Here is a 22,436-nt window from a genome sequence, read left to right as displayed (position 1 = left end):
TGACTGGAGGTCAGAAAATGAACATCAAGAGCCTTCTTCTCGGCTCCGCTGCGGCACTGATCGCAGTTTCCGGTGCGCGCGCCGCCGACGCCGTCGTCGTCGCCGAGCCGGAACCCGCTGAATACGTCAAGATTTGCGACGTCTACGGCGCTGGTTACTACTACATCCCCGGCACCGAAATCTGCCTGCGCATCGGCGGCTACGTCCGCTATGACATCAGCGTTGGCCAGCAAGGCTCGTTCGACGGCGCCAGGTACCAGGACCTGTTGGATGGTATAAATGGCGATCCCAGCACCAACGACGGCTACTACAAGCAGGCTCGCTTCACGCTGAGGACCTACACCGGCCAGGAAACCGAGATGGGCACCTTGAAGACCTACACCGAGACCCGGTTTAACTGGGGAACCGGTTACGCTAGTGGCTATTCCGACTTTGGCAGCAGAGGCGTTTCGCTGAACTTCGCCTGGATCCAGCTCGGCGGTCTCCGCGTCGGTAAGGACGAAACAGCCTTCAACACGTTCACCGGCTACGCCGGCAATGTTATCCAGGATACGATCGTTCCCTACGGCGGCTTCGATACCAACGTCGTCCAGTATTACTTCGATGCCGGCAACGGCTTCTCGGCGGTGGCCTCCTTGGAAACCGGTGAAGGCTTCGTTAATTTCGACTTCAGCGGCCTCGGTCACGACTCGATCGACAGCTATGTCCCGTATGTCGTCGGCGGCGTGAAGTACACGCAGGGCTGGGGCTCCATCAGCGGTGTTGTTGCCTATGACAGCAGCCTGGAAGAGTGGGCCGGCAAGATTCGCCTCGACGTCACGCCGATGCAGAATCTGGCGCTGTTCTTGATGGCCGGCTACGGCTCTGACGACAATGTCCCGCGCAACTTCTACAAGCAGTGGGGCGGCAACTGGGCAGTCTGGGGTGGTGGTACCTACACCATCAACGAGAAGACCTCGTTCAACCTGCAGGCGTCGTATGACGAAGCCAAGGAAGCTGGTGTCGCTGCCAATATCGCCTACGACATCGTTCCCGGCATGACGATCACGGCCGAAGTGGACTGGGCTCATAACAGCCACCACATCGATAGCGACTCGCTGCCCGGTTATGAATACAACTGGACCGGCATCCCGGGCGACAAGAAAAACGCCGTTGGCGGCTTCCTCCGCTTCCAGCGCTCGTTCTAAGGGCTGGACTTAAGGCAAATGAAATCCAGCCCGGGCGCTTTAACGCCCGGGCTGTTTTTGTTTTCGCGACTGGTAGCAAACAGAAGGAAAAGGGGGTTCGGTAGCTGAACAGGGTTGTGGAACGATGTCGTTGGGATCCGCCACTGGTGGATGAAATCGGCCGCAGCGCTTAAAACTCTTGAAAGGGCACCGCCAAGCAGGTAGGTCTAGGCCTATCCACTCGGGGGTGTGGCGAATAATGACGAACGATGCGATTCAAGAGGGAGGAACCTCTGATCATTTTTTGATGTTTTCTTCTCAAACTGCCAAGATAAAATACAGTTATAACAAGATACGAGAAGTAAAGTCGCACAGGATCGGAGAACTGTTTTCAGCATACCGGGACATACTTTGGGATGACGGGCGGCACAAATACAATGTCAGCTCCTTCATCGGCGAAATAGACGAGATCCTCCTTGGGGAGCGTTTCAGCGCCTTTGACCAAAGCACCCTCGACAATCTTATCGGCACCTTGCGCCAGCGCGGCAACAGCAACGCAACCATCAACCGGAAGATGGCTGCCCTCAGCAAACTGCTGCGCAAGGCTCACAAGATGGGAGATATCCACAGCCTGCCCGAGTTCCGTCGCCAGAAGGAGCGGGCGGGACGGATTCGTTTCCTCGAAAGGGACGAGGAAGCCAGGCTGTTCGCCGCCATCAAGAGCCGCAGCGAGGACGCTTATCGGCTTTCCGTCTTTCTCGTCGACACCGGTTGCCGCCTCGGCGAAGCGCTGGGTTTGATCTGGAACGATATCCAGGAGCACCGCGTCAGTTTCTGGATCACCAAATCCGGCCGCAGCCGCACCATTCCGATGACCGAGCGGGTAAAAGAGGTGATCAAGCTGCCGGCCACCGAGGGCCGCCGGCCCAAAGGCCCGTTCACCAAGCTCAGCCAGGCGCAGTTTCGCGCCATCTGGAACGATGCCAAGGCCGAGGTCGGGCTTGGCGCCGACGATCAGGTCGTGCCGCATATATTGCGCCATACTTGTGCCTCGCGTCTGGTCCAGGGCGGCATCGATATCAGGCGTGTGCAGATGTGGCTCGGCCACCAGACGCTGTCGATGACCATGCGCTACGCGCATCTGGCCACCAACGACCTCGATGGCTGCGTCACTGTGCTGGAGACGCCGCGGTGCAGTGGCGCGGACAGTGGCGGCGCAAGCGCTTTGTCTGCTCCACCTCCGGCAAGGCGAGGGCCAAAAGGCGAGCCGGCCGCAAGCAAGGCCCCAAAGCCAGCGAAGAGAAGCGCCAAATCCTGACGGATCTGACGTGAGATATCAGCCAGCCGCTCAGGGTTGCGCTGCCCCTCATTGCCCTGCGGGGCATTTCTCCCCGTATAGCGACGGGGAGAAAGGCGCTCTTGCGAAAGATTTCGCTAATCCCCAGCGTTGCAGATACCTCCCTTCTCCCCGTCGCCATACGGGGAGAAGGTGCCGGCAGGCGGATGAGGGGCAGCGCCGACATCGATAAAATTATTTCACCGCTAATTCCAACGGAACTGTCAACGGCCGCCGGAATGCTTTGACCGACGCAAAACTTGCGCGTGAATTACTTCGCTCGGTCGAGCTTTACTTCTAACCACCCCGCTGCTCCGCCCGGTCAAGAAAACTGGCGATCCTGCTCGGCAGGATCCCGGAGTCCAAAAACGGTGCATGCCCCTGGCCGTCGGCGGTGATCGTCTCGATATCGGTATGGCGCGTCCGCATCTGCTCGAGCGTTTCAGCGGACAGCAGCTTCGAATTGGCGCCGCGTATGACGAGCATCGGGATGGCCGCCAGTGCGTCGAACTGTGGCCACAGATCTGGCAGCGGCCGGCTGGGATCGAGCCCCGCCAGCGTCTCGACCAGTTTCGGATCGAAATCGGGCAGAAATCCCTCCTCGGTCTCGCGGTAGAGGGCTGATGCCATCCGCTCCCAATCCGCATCGGTCAGCGTCGAAAAATCCGCGCCATGGGTGCCGCGCAGGCCGCGGACCACCTCCGCGTACGCCGTTGGCCTGGGTGCGGGGTCGAGATAGGAGCGGATATGGGCGAGACCTTGCGCCTCGATCACCGGGCCGATGTCGTTGAGGACGATGGCCTTCAGCACGGCCGGCCGCATCGCCCCGAGCACATGGATGATCAGTCCGCCGCGCGACGTCCCAATGAAGGCAGCCTCCTCGATGCTCAGCGCCGCCAGCCCGGCGAGAATATCGCCCGCTTCGATACCGACATTGTAATGGCCGATATCGGCATCGTAGGCGGACTGCCCGCGCCCGCGATAATCGAAGGCGACAACCCTACGCCTCGCCTGCGTCGATAGATAAAGCGCCAAATCGTGAAAATCACGGCAATTGCGGGTCAGGCCAGGCAGACAAACGACTGGCCAGCGGCCGGAATTCGCTTCGCCGTAGATGCGGGCGTGCAGGCACAGCCCGTCCGGCGCGGCGTAGAAGAAATCGGAAAAACCCTGCTCGATTGGCATGTAGACTCCGTTCCTCTCACCGCCGGATCGCTTCGATTGCTACAGGCGAGGGGCAGGTAAGGTCAAATAGGGAAGGCGCCGGCGTTGGAGGTCCCTCAACGGGAAGATTGGCTGCCATAGTCGCTTTCGCCAGGTTTCGTAGGATGCAGAAAGGCACTGTCCCCGAAGCTGCCGATCTCCCACTTGGGGGCAGGGCTATTGCAGATGGAAAGTCGAGGCTTTCGCTCTACGACGGACCCCCACCCCTAACCCCTCCCCACAAGGGGGGAGGGAGACTTCCGTTGGCGCTGACCTCGGCAAATTGCCTGCCTTTCGGCGCCAAAAGGGGAAGTAAGGGCGCGCGGCAGCATTCCCTCCCCCTTGTGGGCAGGGTTAGGGTGGGGGTCCATCTTCGTAAGAATCCAACTGCGATTGCCCTGCGCTTGGGGAGATGTCTGGTGATTGGCAAGGAGGGCAGGACAGAGCGGGCCGCTGTCCCGCCAACTCCACGTCCGGAACCTTCATAGCCAGAAACAAAAAACCCGCCTCGGTGGGCGGGTCGTTCGAGCCAATTAGCACCACACCGAAATTAGTAGCATAGCTGCCGGCACAAAGCAAGAACAAAATACGCCGTGACCGACAAATTCGCGTTCCTTCGTAGCCTGACTCGGTTTGAAGCCCGGTCGTCACCCCCGGCCGTTCACCAAGTCCCCGACAATGTCGTATTTGCCGGAGATACGCATCTTGTAGACCTCGTAATTCTCCATCACGCGCTGAACGTAACTTCTTGTTTCCGTATAGGGAATCCGCTCTATCCAGTCGACGACGGCGTCGACGTCCTTGCCGCGCGGATCGCCGTATTTCGTCACCCACTGGGCGGCGCGGGCGGGGCCGGCATTGTAGCCGGCGAAGGTCAGCACGTAGGAGCCGTCGAAACGGCCGAGCTGCTCGCCCAGAAAGGCGGCGCCCAGCGTTGCATTGTAGCCGGCATCGGTGGTCAGCCGCGCCTGCGAGAAAGTCATGCCGGCCTTCTTCGCCAATTGCTTGGCCGTGCCTGGCATCAGCTGCAGCAGTCCGCGCGCGCCGGCGCTGGAGACGGCGCCGATGTTGAACTCGCTTTCCTGCCGGGCAATCGCATAGGCCAGCGCCTTGCCCGAGCCGGAGACGTTGGCGGTGTCGGGAATGACGCCGAGCGGATGCGACAGCGCGCCTACGTCGATGCCGCGGGCGCCGGCGATCTTGCCGACCTTCAGCGCCATGAAATGGTTGCCTTGTCTTTCCGCCAACACCGCAAGCAGCGCCAGTTCGCCGGGGCTGTTCAGCTGCCCGGCAAGGTCGCGGTAGAGGGTTTCGGCATAGCGGTCATAGCCTGCCTGCTGCAGCCGCTCGATGGCGCTGACCGCCTCGCGGGTGGTAAAATTCCGGCGGTCGGCGGCACTTGGCTGGGGGTAGACGATATTGAGGGTCTGCCGGCCGACACGCTCGCCGGCGAGCTGGCCGTAAAAGGTCGTGCCGTAGCTAGCGGCACGGCTGAAAAAATCCTTGGCATTGCCGGGCCCGCCGACTTCGGCGGCACGGCCGAGCCAGTAATAGGCGCGCGACAGCGACATCGGCCCTTGGGCGAGCTCCGCGATTTGCGCAAAATGCTTGGCGGCGGTGCTCGGGTCGTTGAGGCCGCGCAACGCGTACCAGCCTGCATGGAATTCCGCCTCGGCGGCATTGGCGGGACTTTCGGCGGCATGCGCGGCGACTATTCTGTAGGCGGTCTTCATGTCGCCCTGGTCGACCAGCTCGCGCGACAGCACCCGGCGTTCGACCCACCAGGCGTCCGCATCGACCAGAGCGTCACGATCGCCCGGCGCCTTCATCACCAGCGCGGCTGCGTCGGAAAATTTCTGTTGCTTGCGCAGATATTCGGCTTCGGCAAAGAGATAGCCGACCGCCCGCTGCGCTGCCGGCACCGCCTTCAGCAGCTTGGCCGCGTTCTTGTCGCCCTTGCTGACCGCCGCCCAGGCGTCGGCCAATTGCTGGGCGCCGGCGAGACCGGCGACGCGTAGCGCCGAAGCGACCCGGTCGGCATAAAACATGCGCTCCATGCGGAAGCGATGGTCGGCGGCCGGGATCAGCGCGCCGAACTCGCGGATGACCGCCGCCTCGTCCCCGGCTTCGAGCTTTTCGGTGCGCCAGAATGGCGACAGCACCGAGCGCGCCGCCTTGGTATTGCCTAGCGCTACATAGGAGCGCGCAAGGATCACCACGCCCTCGAAGGTCAGCGGCTGGCTGCCGTCGAACGCCCGCACCACGACCTGTGGCGCGGGGTTCTCGCGATAGAGCGCGCGCTCGCTGTTCTTGCGCAAGGCGATCGTGCCCGGCCAGTTCGGCAGCATCTTCGCGGCATCGGCGATGTCGCCGCTCGGCACCTGGTCGCCGCCATAGAGCGCAATCGCCCAGGCAAGGATGTGCCGATCGAGCGATTTGGCCGGCAGCGCTTCGCGCACCTGGCGCGCGCGCTGAATGTCGTTTGCCGCAAGCGCATCGAGACCGCTCTTCAGCGCCGCGACGCTGGCGGATGGCGAAGGGGACTGCTGCAGTGCATCGTTCTGCGGCTCCGTCATCGGGATCGCCGACGTGACCTGCCCATCGACGCTGCCGCCGATCGCCGCGCCGGGGACCAGCACAACGATCGCGCCGAGAAGCGCGAAAAGATGAGGCCGCCTGGTCGGCATGGATTTGGTCATTTCCTATTCTTCGATGCTACCACTGGCACAGATGAACTGCAGCCTATTCGTCTGTGATGAAGGGCCCGTAAAGAAAACCTTATCGAGGTCGTTCGAATTGCAATTGCTGGCGCAATGCTTGCCGCGCAACAATGTCGAGACTATGGTGCGCCGCTTCGCTTTCGGCTAGAAGGCGCGCACGACAAACACCTACAGCGCCGCGGGTCTTCTCAGACGCGCAAAGGACGTTGTAGCAATTTAAATTTGGCGCATAACCCTTTCCGAAATCGACTGCGATTTTCGGGGTCATGCGCTAGTCCCAAGGAGTTGGACGACATGCTAAGAGGCTCGCTGACCGCGCTCGTCACACCGTTCGAAAAGAGCGGCCGTTTCGACGAGAAAGCCTTTCGCGCGTTCATCACCTGGCAGATCGCCGAAGGCACGACGGGCGTGGTCCCGGTCGGCACCACCGGCGAGTCGCCGACGCTGTCGCATGACGAGCACCGCCAAGTCGTCAAGGTTTGCATCGAGGTCGCCAAGGGCCGGGTTCCGGTCGTCGCCGGCGCCGGCTCCAACAACACCGAAGAGGCGGTCGGCCTGGTCCAGTATGCCGAGAAGGCGGGTGCCGACGCGGCCCTTGTCGTCACGCCCTATTACAACAGACCGACACAGCGCGGCCTCTATGCGCATTTCGCCGCCGTCGCCAAGGCAACCAGTCTGCCGATCATCATCTACAACATTCCGCCGCGCTCGGTGGTCGACATGAGCCCCGAGACGATGGGCCAGTTGGTGCATGACTTCAAGAACATCGTCGGCGTCAAGGATGCCACCGGCAAGGTCGAGCGGGTTTCGGAGCAGCGCGCCACCTGTGGCAAGGATTTCATCCAGCTCTCCGGCGAAGACGCCTCGGCGCTCGGCTTCAACGCGCATGGCGGCGTCGGCTGTATTTCTGTGACGGCAAATGTCGCACCCAGGCTTTGCGCTGAATTCCAGGAGGCAACGCTTTCCGGCGACAGCGCCAAGGCGCTCGACCTGCAGGACCGTCTGTTGCCGCTGCACAAGGCGATTTTCATGGAGCCCGGCGTTTCCGGCGCGAAATATGCGCTGTCGAAGCTGGGCAAGGTCGAGAACGTGCTGCGCTCGCCGCTAATGACGGTCGAGCCGTCGACCGCCGAGAAGATCGACGCGGCGATGAAGCACGCCGGCTTGATAAACTAGGGATGAGGCGCCACCTCTCCGCATCATGAATCAAGTCAGAAAAGCCGATCCCAACAACAAGACCGTTGCGGAAAACCGCAAGGCGCGGTTTTCCTATGAGGTGCTCGACACGATCGAGGCCGGCCTGGTGCTGACCGGTACGGAAGTGAAATCGCTGCGCCAGGGCCAGGCCAATATCCAGGACAGCTACGCCTCGGTCGAGGGCGGCGAGATCTGGCTGATCAACTCTTATTTGCCGGAGTATCTGCAGGCCAACCGCTTCAACCATGAGCCGCGCCGCCGCCGCAAACTGCTGCTCAACAAGCGCGAGATGGCAAAGCTGGCGCAAAGCGTCGACCGCGAAGGCATGACGCTGGTGCCGCTGAAGATCTACTTCAACGACCAAGGCCGTGCCAAGCTGCTGCTCGCCGTTGGCCGCGGCAAGAAGCTGCACGACAAGCGCGAGACCGAAAAGCAGCGCGACTGGTCGCGCGAGAAGGGCCGGCTGCTGAAGGAGCGAGGGTGAGGAGCGGTCCGCGAAGCGGAGGAAAAGCCAGCGATTTGGCTTTTCGAGCGACGAACGCCCGGAGCCTTAGCGGCGGGCAGGGCGGACCAAAAGGGATAGGTCTCGTTTGAAAAACCGGATCGTCTTATGGGGCGCGGCCGGTCTGCTCGTGGCGGGCCTCGTTCTGGCCGGCGGCTATACCTACTTCCAGACGTTTTCTCCGGACCGCCGCAAATATCCGGTCAGGGGCATCGACGTCTCCCATCATCAGCGGCAGATCGACTGGCGGCGTGTTGCCGCCGACGATGTCGCCTTCGCCGTGATCAAGGCGACGGAAGGCGGCGATCATGTCGACGATGCCTTCGCCGCCAATTTGCGCGCGGCCCGCGCCGCCGGTCTTGCCGTCGGTGCCTATCATTTCTTCACCTTCTGCAGATCGGGTGCGGATCAGGCACGCAACTTCATCTCGGTGGTGCCGCACAATCAGCCTTTGCTGCCGCCGGTGGTAGACATCGAGTTCGGCGGCAATTGCCCGCAGCGGCCAACTCCCGAACAGCTGAGCGCCGAACTCTCCGCCTTCCTCGGCCCGGTCGAGGCGGCGTTCGGCAAGACGGCGATCCTCTATGTGACCGACGAGGTGGCGCAAGCCTATGCCGGGCAGCTAGCCAGCCGCCCGCGCTGGCTGCGTTCGCTGGCGCTGCGGCCGGGCCATGACAACTGGATCTACTGGCAGTATCACAACCGGGGCCGCGTCGACGGCATCAGCGGCGACGTCGACCTGAATGTTCTCCAGGGCGGACCTGCGACGCTGGCCGCATTGTTTGCCGCAGCGCCTGAAACGACAGCGTCGGATTGATGCTATTCCCGTCCACCAAAACACCCTCTCATATCGCAGGCGGCGCCGTGCTAAGTACATTTGATGCCGGAGCGCCCTTCATCAACCAATGACAGCAACGCCCCGCCTGCTGCGACGGACGGCGGCGACCCCCGCCTGGCATTTGTCTATGCGGAGGCGGTGCGTGGCCTCCAGCACCAGCAGGGCGTGGTTGAAAGTCTCAATACGCGCGCCGGCAATCTGATCTTCGCAACCGCGTTCGCGAGTTCTCTCCTCGGAGGCAGGGCGCTCCTGGATGGCGTGGGGCCCTGGGACTGGCTGGCGCTGATATTGCTTTTTCTTATCGGGCTGCTGGTCGCGATTATGGTGTGGCCGTATTATAACTATACGTTCCGTTTCGATCCAGAGAAGCTGCTCCAGGACTTCGTTGATCAGCACCCTCCCGCAACCCTGGACGGGATGCACCGAGCGCTTGCGCTGCGCATCAAATCCGACATGGCCAGCAATTGGCGGATCATCCAACGCCTGCGCGTCGCGCTGCAGCTTGCACTGTTTCTGTGGTTGCTGGATCTCCTGGCCTGGTTGTTCGCGATCGCCCGAATCTAGGGCTCGTGCCCTGGCGGGCGTCGTCCGACTCTATGTCTTCAGAAAAGCTTCTATCTGACTGAAGACGTTGACGAACATCGCTTCCGTCAACACGCCGGTATTGGTGTTGTAGCGCGAGCAATGATAGCTGGAAAACAGCGTGATGCCATTGGCCTGCTGCTGCCCACCATGCCGGAACGGATAGGCGGCAACGCGTTGGCCGAGCGCCCGCACGGTCGACTGGTGCGCGATCGAGCCAAGCGCCAGCACAGCGCGCAGATTTGGAAATCGCGCGATCGTCGGCACCAGGAACGTCCGGCAGGTCGCTATCTCGGCGCCAACCGGCTTGTTGTCCGGCGGCACGCAGCGCACCGCATTGGTAATCGCCGTACCGACAAGCTCCAGCCCGTCATCCGGTCGCGCTTTGAATTCGCCGCGCGCAAAGCCGTGCGCGATCAGCGTGTTGTAGAGCAGGTCGCCGGCAAAATCGCCGGTGAAGGGGCGCCCCGTCCGGTTCGCCCCGCGCAGTCCAGGCGCCAGCCCGACGATCAGCAGACGCACTGCGTCCTCGCCTTCCGGCGGCAAAAAGGTCGGCACCGGCGCGTTGAACCAGGACGGCTCGCGCCGCCGCCACTCGGCGATGAAGTCGTGCAACCGCGGGCAGAGCGGGCAATCGCGATCGGGTTCGGGGGAGACGACCAGGGGAGCGGTCAAGGCAACGACCGTCAATAGTCTTCCTCGTCGACTTCGGCCGGTTCGGGCCGGCGCACCGGCCGCTCCGACGGGTCGCGGCCGACTTCATTCTTGAGCGTCATCAAGTCGATGAAATGGTCGGCCTGGCGGCGCAGATCGTCGGAGATCATCGGCGGCTGCGAAGCCATGGTCGAGACGATCGACACCTTGCGCCCGCGCCGCTGCAGCGCCTCGACCAGCGTGCGGAAATCGCCGTCGCCCGAAAAGATGACATAATGGTCGACGACATCGGCAAGTTCGAGCGCATCGACGGTCAGCTCGATATCCATATTGCCCTTGATCTTGCGCCGGCCGGTCGAGTCGGTGAATTCCTTGGCCGGTTTGGTCACCACCTTGAAGCCGTTATAGTCAAGCCAGTCGATCAGCGGCCGTATCGAGGAGTATTCCTGATCCTCGACCAGCGCGGTGTAGTAATAAGCGCGCAGCAGATAGCCGCGTTTCTGGAAACTCGCCAGAAGTTTGCGGTAATCGATGTCAAAGCCCAGCGCGCGCGAGGTGGCGTAGAGATTGGCACCGTCGATAAAGAGAGCGATTTTTTCACGAGGATCGAACATGGAAAAATGTCCTTTTTCGAAATAAGCGGTCGTCTAAATGCGTGGCGACTATCGGCCGGTCTGATAATAGACCTGTTGGCCTTCATCGTTCGAGATAACGCCAGTTTTACGGCAATCCAAGGCACCATGGCGCACCGCAAGCAATTGTGATCGGCGCTGTGTCGCCGCAGGCGGCCCGCGTCAGAGCTGCGCACCGCCATAAAAGCTTGTATTTTGGCGGCGTTCGGGTTATGGACCGCGCCTGTTTTCCATCAAATCCAGGCATGAAAGGGGCAACTCATGGCCCGCGTAACCGTTGAAGATTGCATCGACAAGGTCGACAACCGCTTCGAGCTGGTGCTCCTGGCCGGCCACCGCGCCCGTCAGATCAGCCAGGGCGCGCAGATCACCGTACCGCGCGACAACGACAAGAATCCGGTCGTTGCGCTCCGCGAAATCGCCGAAGAGACGCTGTCGCCGGACGACCTCAAGGAAGATCTCATCCATTCGCTGCAGAAGCATGTCGAGGTCGACGAGCCGGAAGCCGATGGCGAGGCGATTGCCGACCAGACCGGCAGCGCCGTTGCGGCCACCGATGCCGACGACGCCGAGGACAACGTCACCTTCGATCGCATGACCGAAGAAGACCTGTTGGCCGGCATCGAAGGCCTGGTGCCGCCGGAAAAAAGCGACGATTATTGATCTTAGCGACAACTGCCGACACTTTCGCGTCGGCAGTTTCGTGGCTATCTATGACATGCGCCGTACGCCAGTGCGGCGCATGATTCATTTCAGCATTGCGAGATCCCGCCCATGATGCGTCAGTATGAGCTTGTCGAGCGCGTGCAGCGCTACAAGCCTGACGTCAACGAGGCGCTGCTCAACAAGGCCTATGTTTACGCCATGCAGAAGCATGGCCACCAGAAACGCGCCTCCGGCGACCCGTATTTCTCGCATCCGCTCGAAGTCGCCGCCATCCTCACCGAAATGCACATGGACGAGGCGACGATCGCCGTTGCCTTGCTGCACGACACGATCGAGGACACCACGGCGACCAGGGCCGAGATCGACGAATTGTTCGGCCCGGAAATGGGCAAGCTGGTCGAGGGCCTGACCAAGCTGAAGAAACTCGACCTCGTCTCGAAGAAGGCCGAGCAGGCGGAGAACCTGCGCAAGCTGTTGCTGGCGATCTCGGAAGACGTGCGCGTGCTTCTGGTCAAGCTCGCCGACCGCCTGCACAATATGCGCACGCTCGACCATGTGCCGGAAGCCAAGCGCCTGCGCATCGCCGAAGAGACGATGGACATCTACGCGCCGCTGGCCGGCCGCATGGGCATGCAAGGCATGCGCGAGGAGCTGGAAGAGATTGCCTTCCGCTTCATCAATCCGGAAGCCTACCGCGCCGTCACCGCACGGCTGGCCGAAATCTTCGAGCGCAACAAGGGCGTGCTGTCGGAGATCGAGAAGGCGCTCTCCGCGCTGTTCGACAAATATTCGATCAAGGCCGAGGTCAAGAGCCGGCAGAAGAAGCCGTGGTCGGTGTTCCGCAAGATGGAAGCCAAGGCGTTGTCCTTCGAGCAGCTGTCCGACATCTTCGGCTTTCGCGTCGTCGTCGATACCGTCGACGACTGCTACCGGGCGCTCGGCGCCATCCACACCACCTGGTCGATGGTGCCCGGCCGCTTCAAGGACTACATCTCCACGCCGAAGCAGAACGACTACCGCTCGATCCACACCACCATCGTCGGCCCGTCGCGCCAGCGCGTCGAATTGCAGATCCGCACCTATCAAATGAACAAGATCGCCGAATACGGCGTCGCTGCTCATTCGATCTATAAGGATACCGGTGGCAAGATGAATGGTGCCGCCCATGCGATCTCGAAGGAAACCAATGCCTATGCCTGGCTGCGGCGCACCATCGAGCAGCTTGCCGAAGGCGACAATCCCGAGGACTTCCTCGAAAACACCAAGCTGGAACTGTTTCAGGACCAGGTATTCTGCTTCACGCCGAAGGGCATGCTGATCGCGCTGCCGCGCGGCGCCACGCCGATCGACTTTGCCTATGCCGTCCACACCGACGTCGGCGACACTTGCGTCGGTGCCAAGGTCAATGGCCGCATCATGCCGCTGATGACGGAGCTGAAGAACGGCGACGAGGTCGAGATCATCCGCTCGAAGGCGCAGGTCCCGCCGGCGGCGTGGGAATCGGTGGTCGTTACCGGCAAGGCACGCTCGGCCATCCGCCGCGCCACCAAGAACGCCATTCGCAAGCAATATTCAGGTCTCGGTATCCGCATTCTGGAGCGCGCCTTCGAACGGTCCGGCAAGACCTTCACCAAGGAAAGCCTGAAGCCGGTGCTGCACCGGCTGGCGCGCAAGGACATCGAGGATGTGTTGGCCGCGGTCGGCCGAGGCGAAGTTGCCTCCACCGATGTCATGAAGGCGGTGTTTCCCGACTACAAGGACGAGCGTGTCACGCTGGTAGCGCCCAAGCAGCGCGAGGAGGGCTGGTCGAAGATCCGCAACGCCGCCGGCATGCTGTTCCAGATTCCGGGCCGCGCCGCACGCAAGGACAAGAACCAGCCGCGCGACGACGCGGTGCCGATCCGCGGTGTGCGCGGCGATCTGCCGGTGCGCTTCGCGCCGGAGGGGGCAGTGCCAGGCGATCGCATCGTCGGCATCGTGCAGCCGGGAACCGGTATCACCATCTATCCGATCCAGTCGCCGGCGCTGCAGGCCTTTGACGACCAGCCCGAGCGCTGGATCGACGTGCGCTGGGACATTGACGAGCGCACCAAGGAGCGGTTCCCGGCGCGCGTCTCGGTCACCGCCATCAACGCGCCGGGTTCGCTGGCCGATATTGCACAGGTCGTCGCATCCAACGACGCCAACATCCACACTTTGTCGATGGTGCGCACCGCGCCCGATTTCACCGAAATGCTGATCGATCTCGAAGTGTGGGACCTCAAGCACTTGAACCGGCTGCTGTCGCAGCTAAAGGACAATTCGAGCGTCAGTGACGCAAGGCGCGTGAATGGGTGAATAGTGAATAGTGAAGAGGGTGCTCTCACTACCATTCACCATTCACCATGGACATGGAGTGAACGATGAACACCGATGAAGTGCTGGGTATTTTTCGCGAGGCCGGCGCCGTGCTCGAAGGGCATTTCATCCTGACGTCGGGCCTGCGCAGCCCGGTCTTTCTGCAGAAAGCGCGTGTTTTCATGCATGCCGACAAGACCGAGCGCTTGTGCAAGGCGCTCGCCGAAAAGATCCGCACTGACGTGCCCGGCAGGATCGACTACGTCGTCGGCCCGGCGATCGGCGGGCTGATCCCGGCCTATGAGACCTCGCGCCATCTTGGTGCGCCGGCGATCTGGGTCGAGCGGGAAGGGGGTGAATTCAGGCTGCGCCGCTTCGAGATCGCCAAGGGATCGCGCGTCGTCATTGTCGAGGACATCGTCACCACCGGCCTGTCGATCCGCGAGACCATCGACTGTCTGCGCGCACTTGGCGCCGATGTCGTTGCCGCTGCGTGCATCATCGACCGCTCGGCCGGCAAGACCGATGTCGGCGTGCCGCTGATCGCGCTCGCCGAATATGAAGTTCCGGCCTATCCGGCCGACAGGCTGCCGCCCGAGCTCGCCGCCATACCGGCGATCAAGCCCGGCAGCCGCAATATCTAATGCATGTCGCCCAAAAGTGTGCGGCGGTTTTGGGACAACGACATGCATAAAAACAAGTCAAGAGGCGCTTCCGTGATTGCCGGCATGGATCATTTCGTGCTGACGGTTCGTTCGGTGGACGATACCTGCGCCTTCTATCAGCGCGTGCTTGGCTTCAAGCGCCTCGACGAGCCGGACCGACCAACGGCGCTGCTGTTTGGAATGCAGAAGATCAATGTGCATCAGGTCGGGCGTACCTTCGAGCCGAAGGCCAAGGCGCCGACGCCGGGCTCCGGAGATTTCTGCTTGATTGCTGCCCGGCCGCTCGCCGAGATATGTGCCAACCTCGCCGCCAATGGTGTGGTGATAGAGATCGGCCCGGTCGAGCGTGTCGGCGCTCGGGGCGCGATGATGTCGGTCTATTTCCGCGATCCGGACGGCAACCTCGTCGAGGTCAGCGAATATCGATCCTGAGTGACGCTCCTTAAATTCGCCGCGATCATGCCCTGTTCAGAACGGCGATACCCAAGGCTGGCGCGACCGGCCACCGAGCGGATGCCCTCGGCCTCGTTGTTCTTCGGCCAGCGCATCGCTATATCAAAGTCGTAGTTGCTTTTCGGCGACCGCAGAGCGCAGCATAGGCTGTCGCGCCTGGCTGGAAAGGCCGGCGTGAAGCCATCGACGGAACTAGGAACAGGAACAGAGTGCTTTTTCGACGGCGCAAGCCTGATGGTTTTTTCGAGCGGGTGCGTACTTATTTGTGGCCGCGCCGCTCGTTCTCGCGCTCGCTGCGGTATTTCTCCAAACGCATCCTGCGGCTTAGGGCCACGCCGCATGCCGTGGCCGCCGGTGTTGCGGCGGGCGTATTCGCGTCGTTTTTCCCGCTTGGCTTTCACTTCATCATTGCTGCCATCCTGTGCTGGCTGATCGCCGGCAATCTGGTCGCGGCAGCACTCGGCACGGTCTTCGGCAACCCCCTGACCTTTCCACTGCTATGGGCCGCCTCCTGGGAGGTCGGCAAGCTGATCCTGCATGAACACCTGCCGGCGCATGGCCCGCCCGCGCATCTCGGCGACATGCTGCATAATCTTTCCTTTGCGCAATTGTGGGGACCGGTGCTGAAGCCGATGACGATCGGCGCAATACCGCTCGGCCTGGTTTTCGGCCTGCTGTTTTACGGCATCACCCGCTGGGGCATGGTCACTTTCCACGAGCAGCGCCGCAAGCGGCTGGCCGAAAGAGCGGCAAAGGCTGGAAAAACCGGGCCGGAAGTTCCTGCCGAATGATTATCGGTATTGGCAGCGACCTCATCGACATCAGACGCATCGAGAAGTCGCTGGAACGCCATGGCCAACGCTTCATCCAGCGCATCTACACCGAGATCGAACAGGCGCGGTCCGAAAACCGCGCGGCGCGTGCGGCCTCCTACGCCAAGCGTTTCGCTGCCAAGGAAGCTTGCGCCAAGGCATTGGGCACCGGTATGGCGCAGGGTGTGTTCTGGCGCGACATGGGGGTCGTCAACCTGGCCAGCGGCAAGCCGACCATGGCGCTGACCAATGGGGCGGCAGCGCGGCTGGACGAAATTCTGCCTGAAGGGCACCGCGCGGTGATCCACCTCACCATCACCGATGATTTTCCGCTCGCTCAAGCCTTTGTGATCATTGAAGCGTTGCCGGTCGAAGAAGCGCCACATTGATTGCATCTGACCACCGGCATGACGTTGCCCAGCGCGCGCCGAGACTCTATACCATCCAACGCACAATCGAGGACGACATGAGCGTGGCTGAAAAAACCCAGAAGAAATCCGGCGGACTTGGCGAAACCGTCAGCGTCATAGTCCAGGCCCTGCTGCTTGCGCTGGTCATCCGCACGCTCCTGTTCCAGCCGTTCTCGATCCCGTCCGGGTCGATGCGGCCGACTTTGCTCGAAGGCGACTATCTCTTCGTCACCAAGTGGTCCTACGGCTTCTCCCGCTATTCACTGCCGTTCGGGCCGAACATCTTTTCGGGCCGCATCTGGGGCTCAGAGCCGAAGCGCGGCGACGTGGTGGTGTTCAAGTTTCCGCCGGATCCTTCTGTCGATTATATCAAGCGCGTCGTCGGCCTGCCGGGCGACAAGATCCAGGTCAAGGATGGCCAGCTCTTCATCAATGACGTGGGCGTGCCGCGCGTCAAGGTCGGGCAGATCGACAACCGCGACATCACCGAGGAGAACGGGCCGGTCGATGTCTATCGCGAGACGCTGCCGAACGGCGTCAGCTACGACACGCTCGACCTGACGCAGGCTTCGATCGGCGACAATACCAAAGAGTTCAAGGTGCCGCCCGGTCACTATTTCATGATGGGCGACAATCGCGACAACTCGTCGGACAGCCGCTTCACCGTCGGCTTCGTGCCGGACGAGAATTTGGTCGGCCGCGCCAACCTCATTTTCTTCTCGATCGGCGGCAGCGCCAGCCCGCTCGAAATCTGGAAATGGCCGTCACTGATGCGCGCCTCGCGCCTGTTCCATTTCGTCAATTAGGGCCATGGCGGCGACGAAACGGCTGACCGCCGATGGGCTCGCCGAGGCGCTCAGGGAGCGCACCGGCCACAGTTTTGGCGACCATCAGCGCCTGCAGCGGGCGCTGACCCATGCCAGCGCTCGCGGCAGTCACGCCGGCATCGACTACGAACGTTTCGAATTCCTGGGCGACCGCGTTCTCGGCCTTGTCGTTGCCGATATGCTGCTGGCGGCATTTCCCGACGCCGCCGAGGGTGAGCTGTCGCTGAGATTGAACGCTCTGGTCAACGCTGAAGCCCTGGCGGAAATTGCCGAGGAGATCGGCCTGCCGGAACTTGTTCGCGCCGGTTCGGACGTACGCGGCCTCGACGGGCGCAAGCGCGTCAATCTGCGCGCCGATGCATTGGAATCGCTGATCGCCGTGCTCTATCTCGACGGAGGGTTGGAAGCGGCCCGTGCCTTCATCCACAGATACTGGCAGCCGCGCTCGCAAGCCATTGACGCCGCCCGTCGCGATGCGAAAACCGAACTGCAGGAATGGGCGCATCAGGCGGCAGGCGCAGTGCCGGTTTACATAATCGACAGCCGCGAGGGACCGGACCACGATCCGCTGTTCACCGTCAGTGTCAAGGTCGGCGCCTATCCGCCGGCGACCGGCAGCGGGCGCTCCAAGCGCGAGGCGGAGCAGGCTGCAGCCGCGGCACTTCTGCAGCGGGAAGGCGTCTGGCTCGATCAAGGGAGTGCCGCATGACCGCCACCGAAGCTCCGGCAACAGAAGCTCCCGCTACCCGCTCCGGCTTCGTCGCGCTGATCGGCGCGCCCAATGCGGGGAAATCGACGCTGGTCAACCAATTGGTCGGCGCCAAGGTGTCAATTGTGACGCACAAGGTGCAGACCACCCGTGCGATCGTGCGCGGCATTGCCACCCACAACAACGCGCAGATCGTCTTCGTCGACACGCCGGGCATATTCAAGCCGAAGCGCCGGCTGGACACGGCGATGGTGACGACCGCGTGGGGCGGCGCCAAGGACGCCGATATCGTGCTGCTCTTGATCGACGCCGAGCGCGGCATCCGGGGCGATGCCGACGCCATCCTCGAGCGGCTGAAGGATGTTCGGCAGCCGATGGTGTTGATCCTCAACAAAGTCGATCGGGTCAAGCACGAGACGCTGCTGGCATTGTCGGCTGCAGCCAACGAAAGGGTGCCGTTCAAGCGCACCTTCATGGTTTCGGCGCTGACCGGATCCGGCTGCAAGGACCTGCTCGACTATCTCGCCGAGACCCTGCCGGCCGGACCCTGGTACTACCCGGAAGACCAGATCTCCGACCTGCCGATGCGCCAGCTCGCCGCCGAGATCACCCGCGAAAAGCTCTATCTCAGGCTGCATCAGGAACTGCCCTATTCCTCCCATGTCGAGACGGAGAAATGGGAAGAGAAGAAGGACGGCTCGGTGCGCATCGACCAGACCATCTATGTCGAGCGCGACAGCCAGAAGAAGATCGTGCTCGGCCATAAGGGCGAGACGATCCGCGCCATCGGCCAGGCGGCACGCATGGAAATAGCTGGCGTACTCGAACAGAAGGTGCACCTCTTCCTGTTCGTCAAGGTGCGTGAGAACTGGGGTGACGACCCCGAGCGCTACCGCGAAATGGGGCTCGAATTTCCGCACTGAGCCTGTTTGGGCGATCCGCAGAGCGGCCTGTTGGCCGCCTCAGGTTTCTGAGCGGTCGCCGGGCTGCCCGATCGGTCGACTTGCATATTGAACAGCCGACCGAATCATTCCGGGAGACCATGCGCCGGCCATGTCGGGTCGACCCGTTCCTTATTGGTACCGGCGCGACGGGAAATCCTGAGCGGGTTCTGAAAAATTTGCGATATTTCATGCAAAATCGGCCAGTGGATCGAATGGAACTCCTGCCGATACTGCGACCTCGCGTGGTTCCCGTTTGTCGTCTCTCCGTCATACACCCTGCCTATAGGCTGTGCGAAAGACCCGCTTCCGAGCAAACCGGAACCGGCAGGCAAACAGCCAGATCAGGACATGACCGGGACTTGGAATCGCATCGACCCCATCCGTCAGACCGAGTTTGCAGACGCCGTCGCTGTTGAGATCGAGCGCGTGCTGGCGCGGCAAGGCAAGGTGACGAACAGCGATGCGGTCGTTGCAGCGGGCAGGGTCGCCGGCGCCGTTGCCGCCGCCGTCGCGTTGCTTGCGCCGACCGACATCAGTGCGATCGACACCATGCGGGAAAGATTACCCGGCATGGCGTCGCGTTTCGTGCGGATATTGGCAGCCGAAGCTGCGGAACGCCGTGCCAGGAGGCCTCTGTCGACGGCGCACGACGGCCAAGGGGCAGACATCCAACGCCTGGCCGGAACGGGCGACCTCGACTCGATGCGGGTCGAGGACTGGGCCGGTCGGGTCGCCGGGTCGACGTTCCTGCAGCACAATCTCGGCATATCGCGCTCGACTCTGCATCGCTGGCAGCGCAGCGGCACGGTCGTTGCGTTGCGCACCGGTGGCCGCAAACATGTATTTCCCCTGGCCCAGTTCATCGACGGCAGGCCGGCGCCGGGTATCAAGGAAGTGCTATCCGCGATGCCCGATCCACGGCATGCCTGGTCGTGGCTGATCGGCCCCGCGCCCGGCCTCGCCGGACGTATTCCCATTGAACTGCTCAAACGGGATCTGGTGGCGGAAGTCGTTCTTGCCGCACAGAACGCAGCGATGGCGAAGTCGACTTGATCTCGCTGCCAACGCTAGAAGTCTATTCTAAAAAAAGAACACGCACAAGGAATGTATGTCGGATTCCGATCGGTTTGCCGGCTAATGGCATAAGTATATTTTTGTACAATTGTGACAGTGTCTCGTTTGTGCCGGGGGCAAGTGTGAAGAAAATGTGAAGTGATATTTGTGCAACATGGATTTATTCTGTTATGCAAACATTGATTATTTTTGGAATCGTCATTGAGACTGGAATGCGGATGAATATGTTCGCCGCCTGAAGAGGGGGTACGGTGCGCGCCTTTTTCGACGTGGGTGAGGCGTTCAGCCGTTCAACCCATGAATCCAAAGCCATTTTTAACTTTGACTGGAGAGGTCAGAAAATGAATATCAAGAGCCTTCTTCTCGGCTCAGCCGCGGCATTCGTCGCGGTCTCCGGTGCGCGCGCCGCCGACGCTGTTGTGGTCGCCGAGCCGGAACCCGCCGAATACGTCAAGATTTGCGACGTCTACGGCGCCGGCTACTTCTACATTCCCGGCACCGAGACCTGCCTGCGCATCGGCGGCTATGTCCGCTATGACGCAAGCTTCGGCGACGCCGGCCGCGTTTTCGATGGCGCGACGACACACGACCTTTTGGACGGTGACGAGCAGCAGACCTGGAACAAGAATGCCCGCTTCAATTTGAAGACGTGGACCGGCCAGGAAACCGAGCTCGGCACGTTGAAGACCTATACCGAGACCCGTTTCAACTTCGGCAATACCAAACGCACCGTGAGCGGTGTTGATTTCAGCGTGCAGGACAACAAGGCGGTTACCCTGAACTTCGCCTGGATCCAGCTTGGAGGTTTCCGCGTCGGTAAGGATGAAACTGTCTATGATTCGTTCATCGGTTACGCCGGCAACGTCGTCCAGGACACTATCATTCCTTACGGCACCAAGGACACCAACCTGATCAGTTACTATTTCGACGGCGGTAATGGCTTTACGGCAGTCGCCTCGGTCGAAACGGGCTCCGGCGCTGACCAGTCGATCGACAGCTACGTTCCGTTTGTCGTCGGCGGCGTGAAATACAAGGGCGACTGGGGTGCGATCACCGCGGTCGGCGCCTATAACAGCACGTCGGAAGAATGGGCCGGCAAAGCTCGCCTCGACGTCAAGCCGATTACTGACCTGACCCTGTTCGTGATGGCGGGCTACGGCAGCGACGACAACGTCGCGAAGAACTTCTACAAGCCGTGGACTGGCAACTTTGCCGTCTGGGGCGGCGGCAGCTATGCCGTCAACAAGAAGACCTCTTTGAACGCCCAGGTCTCCTATACCGACGACCAAGACTTCGCCGTTGCGGCCAACGTCGCCCACACCATCGTTCCTGGTTACACGATCACCGCCGAAGTCGATTATTACGACAATTTCGATGCCGACGATGCCGACGCAATCGGCGGCATCTTCCGCTTCCAGCGCTCGTTCTGATCAAACGACGATCTCGTAAAAAACGGCCCGTAGCGATACGCTACGGGCCGTTTTGGTTTGGCGGCGGATTCGTCGCTCATCTTGATTTCGCCATCCAACCGGTGACAAGCTCTCGTCATGGAATGGCGCGACGAGGGAATCATTCTCGGCACCCGCAAGCATGGCGAAACCAGCGCCATTCTTGAGGTGATGACACGCGCGCATGGCCGCCATCTCGGTCTCGTGCGCGGCGGCCGTTCGCGCAAACAGCAGCCTGTCTTGCAGCCCGGCAATCGCGTCGACCTGTTGTGGCGGGCGCGGCTCGACGAGCATCTCGGCACCTTCCAGATCGAGGCTATCGAGATGAACGCCGCCCGGCTGATGGACAGCGCCGTTGCCGTCTACGGCCTGCAGACGATGGCCGCGCATTTGCGTCTTCTGCCTGAGCGTGACGCCCATGGCGGCCTTTACGAGACGCTTGCGGTGATGATCGCTCATCTCGACGATGCCGATGCCGCCGGCGAGCTGGTGGCCCGCTTCGAGCTGCTGGTACTCGACGAACTCGGTTTCGGCCTCGATCTCAGCCAGTGTGCGGCGACCGGCACCAGGCAGGACCTTGCCTATGTCTCGCCGAAATCCGGCCGCGCCGTGTCGCTGGCGGCGGGCGCGCCGTGGCGCGACAAGATGCTGGCGCTGCCTGCCTTCCTGCAGCGCGGCTCCGGGCTGCGCGCCGATCCGGCGGCGATCGAGGACGCCTTCCGGCTGACCGGCTTCTTTTTGACCCGCCGTGTCTACGAACCGCGCGGCATCGAGCCTCCCGGCGCCCGCGCCGGGTTTCTCGCCGCTTTGCGCAGGCATCATTCACCCGGCCATGAATCCGGCAAGGCAAGCGCCGGGGAAACCGCCACCGGGGAAACCACCAGATGAGCGAAGTTGAACCTGATCCCGAAAACGTTTCGCCGCTCGGCCTTGGCACCATTTCGCAGGTGGGCGAGGCCATGCGACGGCCGAGTTCAAAGCGAATTTGACGCGGCCGATCACGCCAAGGACGGGCGAGGTGGTGTGCGAGGGCAAAGTAGTGCACAAGGGCAAAGTAGTGCACAAGGGCAAAGTAGTGCACAAGGGCCGCACGCTGACGGTTTCGGAAGCGGCGCTGAACGACGCCAACGGCAAGCTGCTGGCTTTCGGCACCGAAACATGCTCGATCTTTCCGGCCAATCTGGCGGCACGTTGAATGGACCGGCCGTTTGGCCGCCGCATTTGAATGTCACTGAACATTGAATGTCAGTGACAACTGGCT

Annotated in this window: 23 protein-coding genes; 19 read left to right on the top strand and 4 right to left on the bottom strand. The window is 61.8% G+C overall.

What is annotated here, in order from left to right; translation table 11 throughout:
- Positions 1 to 17: 17 nt before the first annotated feature.
- Together NKH93_RS25725 and NKH93_RS25720 are read left to right on the top strand one after the other, a co-directional pair.
- Entirely contained in the window at positions 18 to 1,187 is a 1,170-nt protein-coding gene (locus NKH93_RS25725) for a porin (protein ID WP_352922548.1), read from the top strand.
- A gap of 238 nt (positions 1,188 to 1,425) precedes the next feature.
- Entirely contained in the window at positions 1,426 to 2,484 is a 1,059-nt protein-coding gene (locus tag NKH93_RS25720; RefSeq protein ID WP_502896495.1) for a tyrosine-type recombinase/integrase, read from the top strand.
- 315 nt (positions 2,485 to 2,799) lie between these two features.
- Here the strand turns inward: NKH93_RS25720 and NKH93_RS25715 are convergent, their stop codons facing one another.
- Positions 2,800 to 3,687 (bottom strand): alpha/beta fold hydrolase, encoded by an 888-nt coding sequence (locus NKH93_RS25715; protein ID WP_352973005.1) that lies wholly within the window; start codon positions 3,685 to 3,687, stop codon positions 2,800 to 2,802.
- Positions 3,688 to 4,352: 665 nt separating this feature from the next.
- Positions 4,353 to 6,392, bottom strand: coding sequence for a lytic transglycosylase domain-containing protein (locus tag NKH93_RS25710; protein WP_352471113.1), 2,040 nt, complete (start codon positions 6,390 to 6,392; stop codon positions 4,353 to 4,355).
- 327 nt (positions 6,393 to 6,719) lie between these two features.
- On the opposite strand from NKH93_RS25710, the gene dapA reads away from it, so the two are divergent.
- The 4 genes from dapA to NKH93_RS25690 all read left to right on the top strand — a co-directional run bounded on the left by dapA (position 6,720) and on the right by NKH93_RS25690 (position 9,526).
- Positions 6,720 to 7,601 (top strand): 4-hydroxy-tetrahydrodipicolinate synthase, encoded by an 882-nt coding sequence (gene dapA, locus NKH93_RS25705; protein ID WP_352540767.1) that lies wholly within the window; start codon positions 6,720 to 6,722, stop codon positions 7,599 to 7,601.
- Between the two features lie 25 nt (positions 7,602 to 7,626).
- Positions 7,627 to 8,106, top strand: a complete 480-nt coding sequence (gene smpB / locus NKH93_RS25700; RefSeq protein ID WP_023768487.1) for an SsrA-binding protein SmpB — start codon at positions 7,627 to 7,629, stop codon at positions 8,104 to 8,106.
- Positions 8,107 to 8,212: 106 nt separating this feature from the next.
- Positions 8,213 to 8,941 (top strand): GH25 family lysozyme, encoded by a 729-nt coding sequence (locus NKH93_RS25695; RefSeq protein WP_352471042.1) that lies wholly within the window; start codon positions 8,213 to 8,215, stop codon positions 8,939 to 8,941.
- Between the two features lie 63 nt (positions 8,942 to 9,004).
- On the top strand, positions 9,005 to 9,526 hold the full coding sequence (locus NKH93_RS25690; RefSeq protein WP_352471043.1) for a hypothetical protein: 522 nt from the start codon (positions 9,005 to 9,007) through the stop codon (positions 9,524 to 9,526).
- 30 nt (positions 9,527 to 9,556) lie between these two features.
- Here the strand turns inward: NKH93_RS25690 and NKH93_RS25685 are convergent, their stop codons facing one another.
- Together NKH93_RS25685 and NKH93_RS25680 are read right to left on the bottom strand one after the other, a co-directional pair.
- Positions 9,557 to 10,234: a uracil-DNA glycosylase gene (locus NKH93_RS25685; RefSeq protein ID WP_245274739.1), complete on the bottom strand. Its 678-nt coding sequence runs from the start codon at positions 10,232 to 10,234 to the stop codon at positions 9,557 to 9,559.
- Complete coding sequence (locus tag NKH93_RS25680) at positions 10,231 to 10,812, bottom strand: LabA-like NYN domain-containing protein (protein ID WP_023677774.1); 582 nt, start codon at positions 10,810 to 10,812, stop codon at positions 10,231 to 10,233. Before NKH93_RS25680 ends, NKH93_RS25685 begins: the two co-directional genes overlap by 4 nt.
- A 279-nt stretch (positions 10,813 to 11,091) precedes the next feature.
- Here NKH93_RS25680 and rpoZ point away from each other — a divergent pair, with 279 nt between their 5' ends.
- The 13 genes from rpoZ to NKH93_RS25615 all read left to right on the top strand — a co-directional run bounded on the left by rpoZ (position 11,092) and on the right by NKH93_RS25615 (position 22,370).
- Positions 11,092 to 11,493 carry a DNA-directed RNA polymerase subunit omega gene (gene rpoZ / locus NKH93_RS25675; protein WP_023677773.1) on the top strand — a complete coding sequence of 134 codons (402 nt, stop codon included), beginning with the start codon at positions 11,092 to 11,094 and terminating at the stop codon, positions 11,491 to 11,493.
- Between the two features lie 111 nt (positions 11,494 to 11,604).
- The gene (locus NKH93_RS25670; protein WP_352972988.1) at positions 11,605 to 13,833 is read left to right on the top strand and encodes a RelA/SpoT family protein; all 2,229 of its coding nucleotides are present in this window, start codon (positions 11,605 to 11,607) and stop codon (positions 13,831 to 13,833) included.
- Positions 13,834 to 13,898: 65 nt separating this feature from the next.
- Positions 13,899 to 14,477: an orotate phosphoribosyltransferase gene (pyrE, locus tag NKH93_RS25665; RefSeq protein WP_352471045.1), complete on the top strand. Its 579-nt coding sequence runs from the start codon at positions 13,899 to 13,901 to the stop codon at positions 14,475 to 14,477.
- 42 nt (positions 14,478 to 14,519) lie between these two features.
- Positions 14,520 to 14,930, top strand: coding sequence for a VOC family protein (locus tag NKH93_RS25660; protein WP_352818285.1), 411 nt, complete (start codon positions 14,520 to 14,522; stop codon positions 14,928 to 14,930).
- A 230-nt stretch (positions 14,931 to 15,160) separates the two neighbouring features.
- A complete protein-coding gene (locus NKH93_RS25655; protein ID WP_023677769.1) occupies positions 15,161 to 15,742 on the top strand; it encodes a DUF2062 domain-containing protein in 582 nt (193 codons plus the stop codon).
- Positions 15,739 to 16,152: a holo-ACP synthase gene (gene acpS, locus NKH93_RS25650; protein WP_352467214.1), complete on the top strand. Its 414-nt coding sequence runs from the start codon at positions 15,739 to 15,741 to the stop codon at positions 16,150 to 16,152. The genes NKH93_RS25655 and acpS overlap by 4 nt, the downstream gene beginning before the upstream one ends.
- 77 nt (positions 16,153 to 16,229) lie before the next feature.
- Positions 16,230 to 16,979, top strand: coding sequence for a signal peptidase I (gene lepB / locus NKH93_RS25645; protein WP_352471047.1), 750 nt, complete (start codon positions 16,230 to 16,232; stop codon positions 16,977 to 16,979).
- A 4-nt stretch (positions 16,980 to 16,983) separates the two neighbouring features.
- Complete coding sequence (rnc, locus tag NKH93_RS25640) at positions 16,984 to 17,709, top strand: ribonuclease III (protein WP_352833209.1); 726 nt, start codon at positions 16,984 to 16,986, stop codon at positions 17,707 to 17,709.
- Positions 17,706 to 18,632, top strand: coding sequence for a GTPase Era (gene era / locus NKH93_RS25635; RefSeq protein WP_352501817.1), 927 nt, complete (start codon positions 17,706 to 17,708; stop codon positions 18,630 to 18,632). Before rnc ends, era begins: the two co-directional genes overlap by 4 nt.
- 369 nt (positions 18,633 to 19,001) lie before the next feature.
- Positions 19,002 to 19,706, top strand: coding sequence for an antitoxin Xre/MbcA/ParS-like domain-containing protein (locus NKH93_RS25630; protein ID WP_352972972.1), 705 nt, complete (start codon positions 19,002 to 19,004; stop codon positions 19,704 to 19,706).
- A 362-nt stretch (positions 19,707 to 20,068) separates the two neighbouring features.
- Positions 20,069 to 21,157 (top strand): porin, encoded by a 1,089-nt coding sequence (locus NKH93_RS25625; protein ID WP_352972966.1) that lies wholly within the window; start codon positions 20,069 to 20,071, stop codon positions 21,155 to 21,157.
- Positions 21,158 to 21,274: 117 nt separating this feature from the next.
- Entirely contained in the window at positions 21,275 to 22,063 is a 789-nt protein-coding gene (gene recO / locus NKH93_RS25620; protein WP_352833216.1) for a DNA repair protein RecO, read from the top strand.
- Positions 22,064 to 22,160: 97 nt separating this feature from the next.
- Positions 22,161 to 22,370 (top strand): hotdog fold domain-containing protein, encoded by a 210-nt coding sequence (locus tag NKH93_RS25615; protein ID WP_352972960.1) that lies wholly within the window; start codon positions 22,161 to 22,163, stop codon positions 22,368 to 22,370.
- Positions 22,371 to 22,436 lie beyond the last annotated feature (66 nt).

Origin of the sequence: Mesorhizobium sp. M0954, assembly GCF_040319155.1 — a bacterium.
Taxonomy (GTDB): domain Bacteria; phylum Pseudomonadota; class Alphaproteobacteria; order Rhizobiales; family Rhizobiaceae; genus Mesorhizobium.
Note: the sequence above shows the minus strand (reverse complement) of the source record. Positions and strands in the feature narration are given on the sequence as shown.

What these genes read in the sequence shown, in the direction of transcription:
- NKH93_RS25715 (WP_352973005.1), bottom strand. Translation starts at nt 3,687, where the DNA reads ATGCCAATCGAGCAGGGTTTTTCCGATTTCTTCTACGCCGCGCCGGAC.
- NKH93_RS25710 (WP_352471113.1), bottom strand. Translation starts at nt 6,392, where the DNA reads ATGCCGACCAGGCGGCCTCATCTTTTCGCGCTTCTCGGCGCGATCGTT.
- NKH93_RS25660 (WP_352818285.1), top strand. Translation starts at nt 14,520, where the DNA reads ATGCATAAAAACAAGTCAAGAGGCGCTTCCGTGATTGCCGGCATGGAT.
- lepB (WP_352471047.1), top strand. Translation starts at nt 16,230, where the DNA reads ATGAGCGTGGCTGAAAAAACCCAGAAGAAATCCGGCGGACTTGGCGAA.
- NKH93_RS25690 (WP_352471043.1), top strand. Translation starts at nt 9,005, where the DNA reads ATGCCGGAGCGCCCTTCATCAACCAATGACAGCAACGCCCCGCCTGCT.
- NKH93_RS25630 (WP_352972972.1), top strand. Translation starts at nt 19,002, where the DNA reads ATGACCGGGACTTGGAATCGCATCGACCCCATCCGTCAGACCGAGTTT.
- NKH93_RS25725 (WP_352922548.1), top strand. Translation starts at nt 18, where the DNA reads ATGAACATCAAGAGCCTTCTTCTCGGCTCCGCTGCGGCACTGATCGCA.
- acpS (WP_352467214.1), top strand. Translation starts at nt 15,739, where the DNA reads ATGATTATCGGTATTGGCAGCGACCTCATCGACATCAGACGCATCGAG.
- NKH93_RS25625 (WP_352972966.1), top strand. Translation starts at nt 20,069, where the DNA reads ATGAATATCAAGAGCCTTCTTCTCGGCTCAGCCGCGGCATTCGTCGCG.
- NKH93_RS25720 (WP_502896495.1), top strand. Translation starts at nt 1,426, where the DNA reads ATGACGAACGATGCGATTCAAGAGGGAGGAACCTCTGATCATTTTTTG.
- era (WP_352501817.1), top strand. Translation starts at nt 17,706, where the DNA reads ATGACCGCCACCGAAGCTCCGGCAACAGAAGCTCCCGCTACCCGCTCC.
- pyrE (WP_352471045.1), top strand. Translation starts at nt 13,899, where the DNA reads ATGAACACCGATGAAGTGCTGGGTATTTTTCGCGAGGCCGGCGCCGTG.
- smpB (WP_023768487.1), top strand. Translation starts at nt 7,627, where the DNA reads ATGAATCAAGTCAGAAAAGCCGATCCCAACAACAAGACCGTTGCGGAA.
- NKH93_RS25670 (WP_352972988.1), top strand. Translation starts at nt 11,605, where the DNA reads ATGATGCGTCAGTATGAGCTTGTCGAGCGCGTGCAGCGCTACAAGCCT.
- NKH93_RS25680 (WP_023677774.1), bottom strand. Translation starts at nt 10,812, where the DNA reads ATGTTCGATCCTCGTGAAAAAATCGCTCTCTTTATCGACGGTGCCAAT.
- rpoZ (WP_023677773.1), top strand. Translation starts at nt 11,092, where the DNA reads ATGGCCCGCGTAACCGTTGAAGATTGCATCGACAAGGTCGACAACCGC.
- rnc (WP_352833209.1), top strand. Translation starts at nt 16,984, where the DNA reads ATGGCGGCGACGAAACGGCTGACCGCCGATGGGCTCGCCGAGGCGCTC.
- dapA (WP_352540767.1), top strand. Translation starts at nt 6,720, where the DNA reads ATGCTAAGAGGCTCGCTGACCGCGCTCGTCACACCGTTCGAAAAGAGC.
- recO (WP_352833216.1), top strand. Translation starts at nt 21,275, where the DNA reads ATGGAATGGCGCGACGAGGGAATCATTCTCGGCACCCGCAAGCATGGC.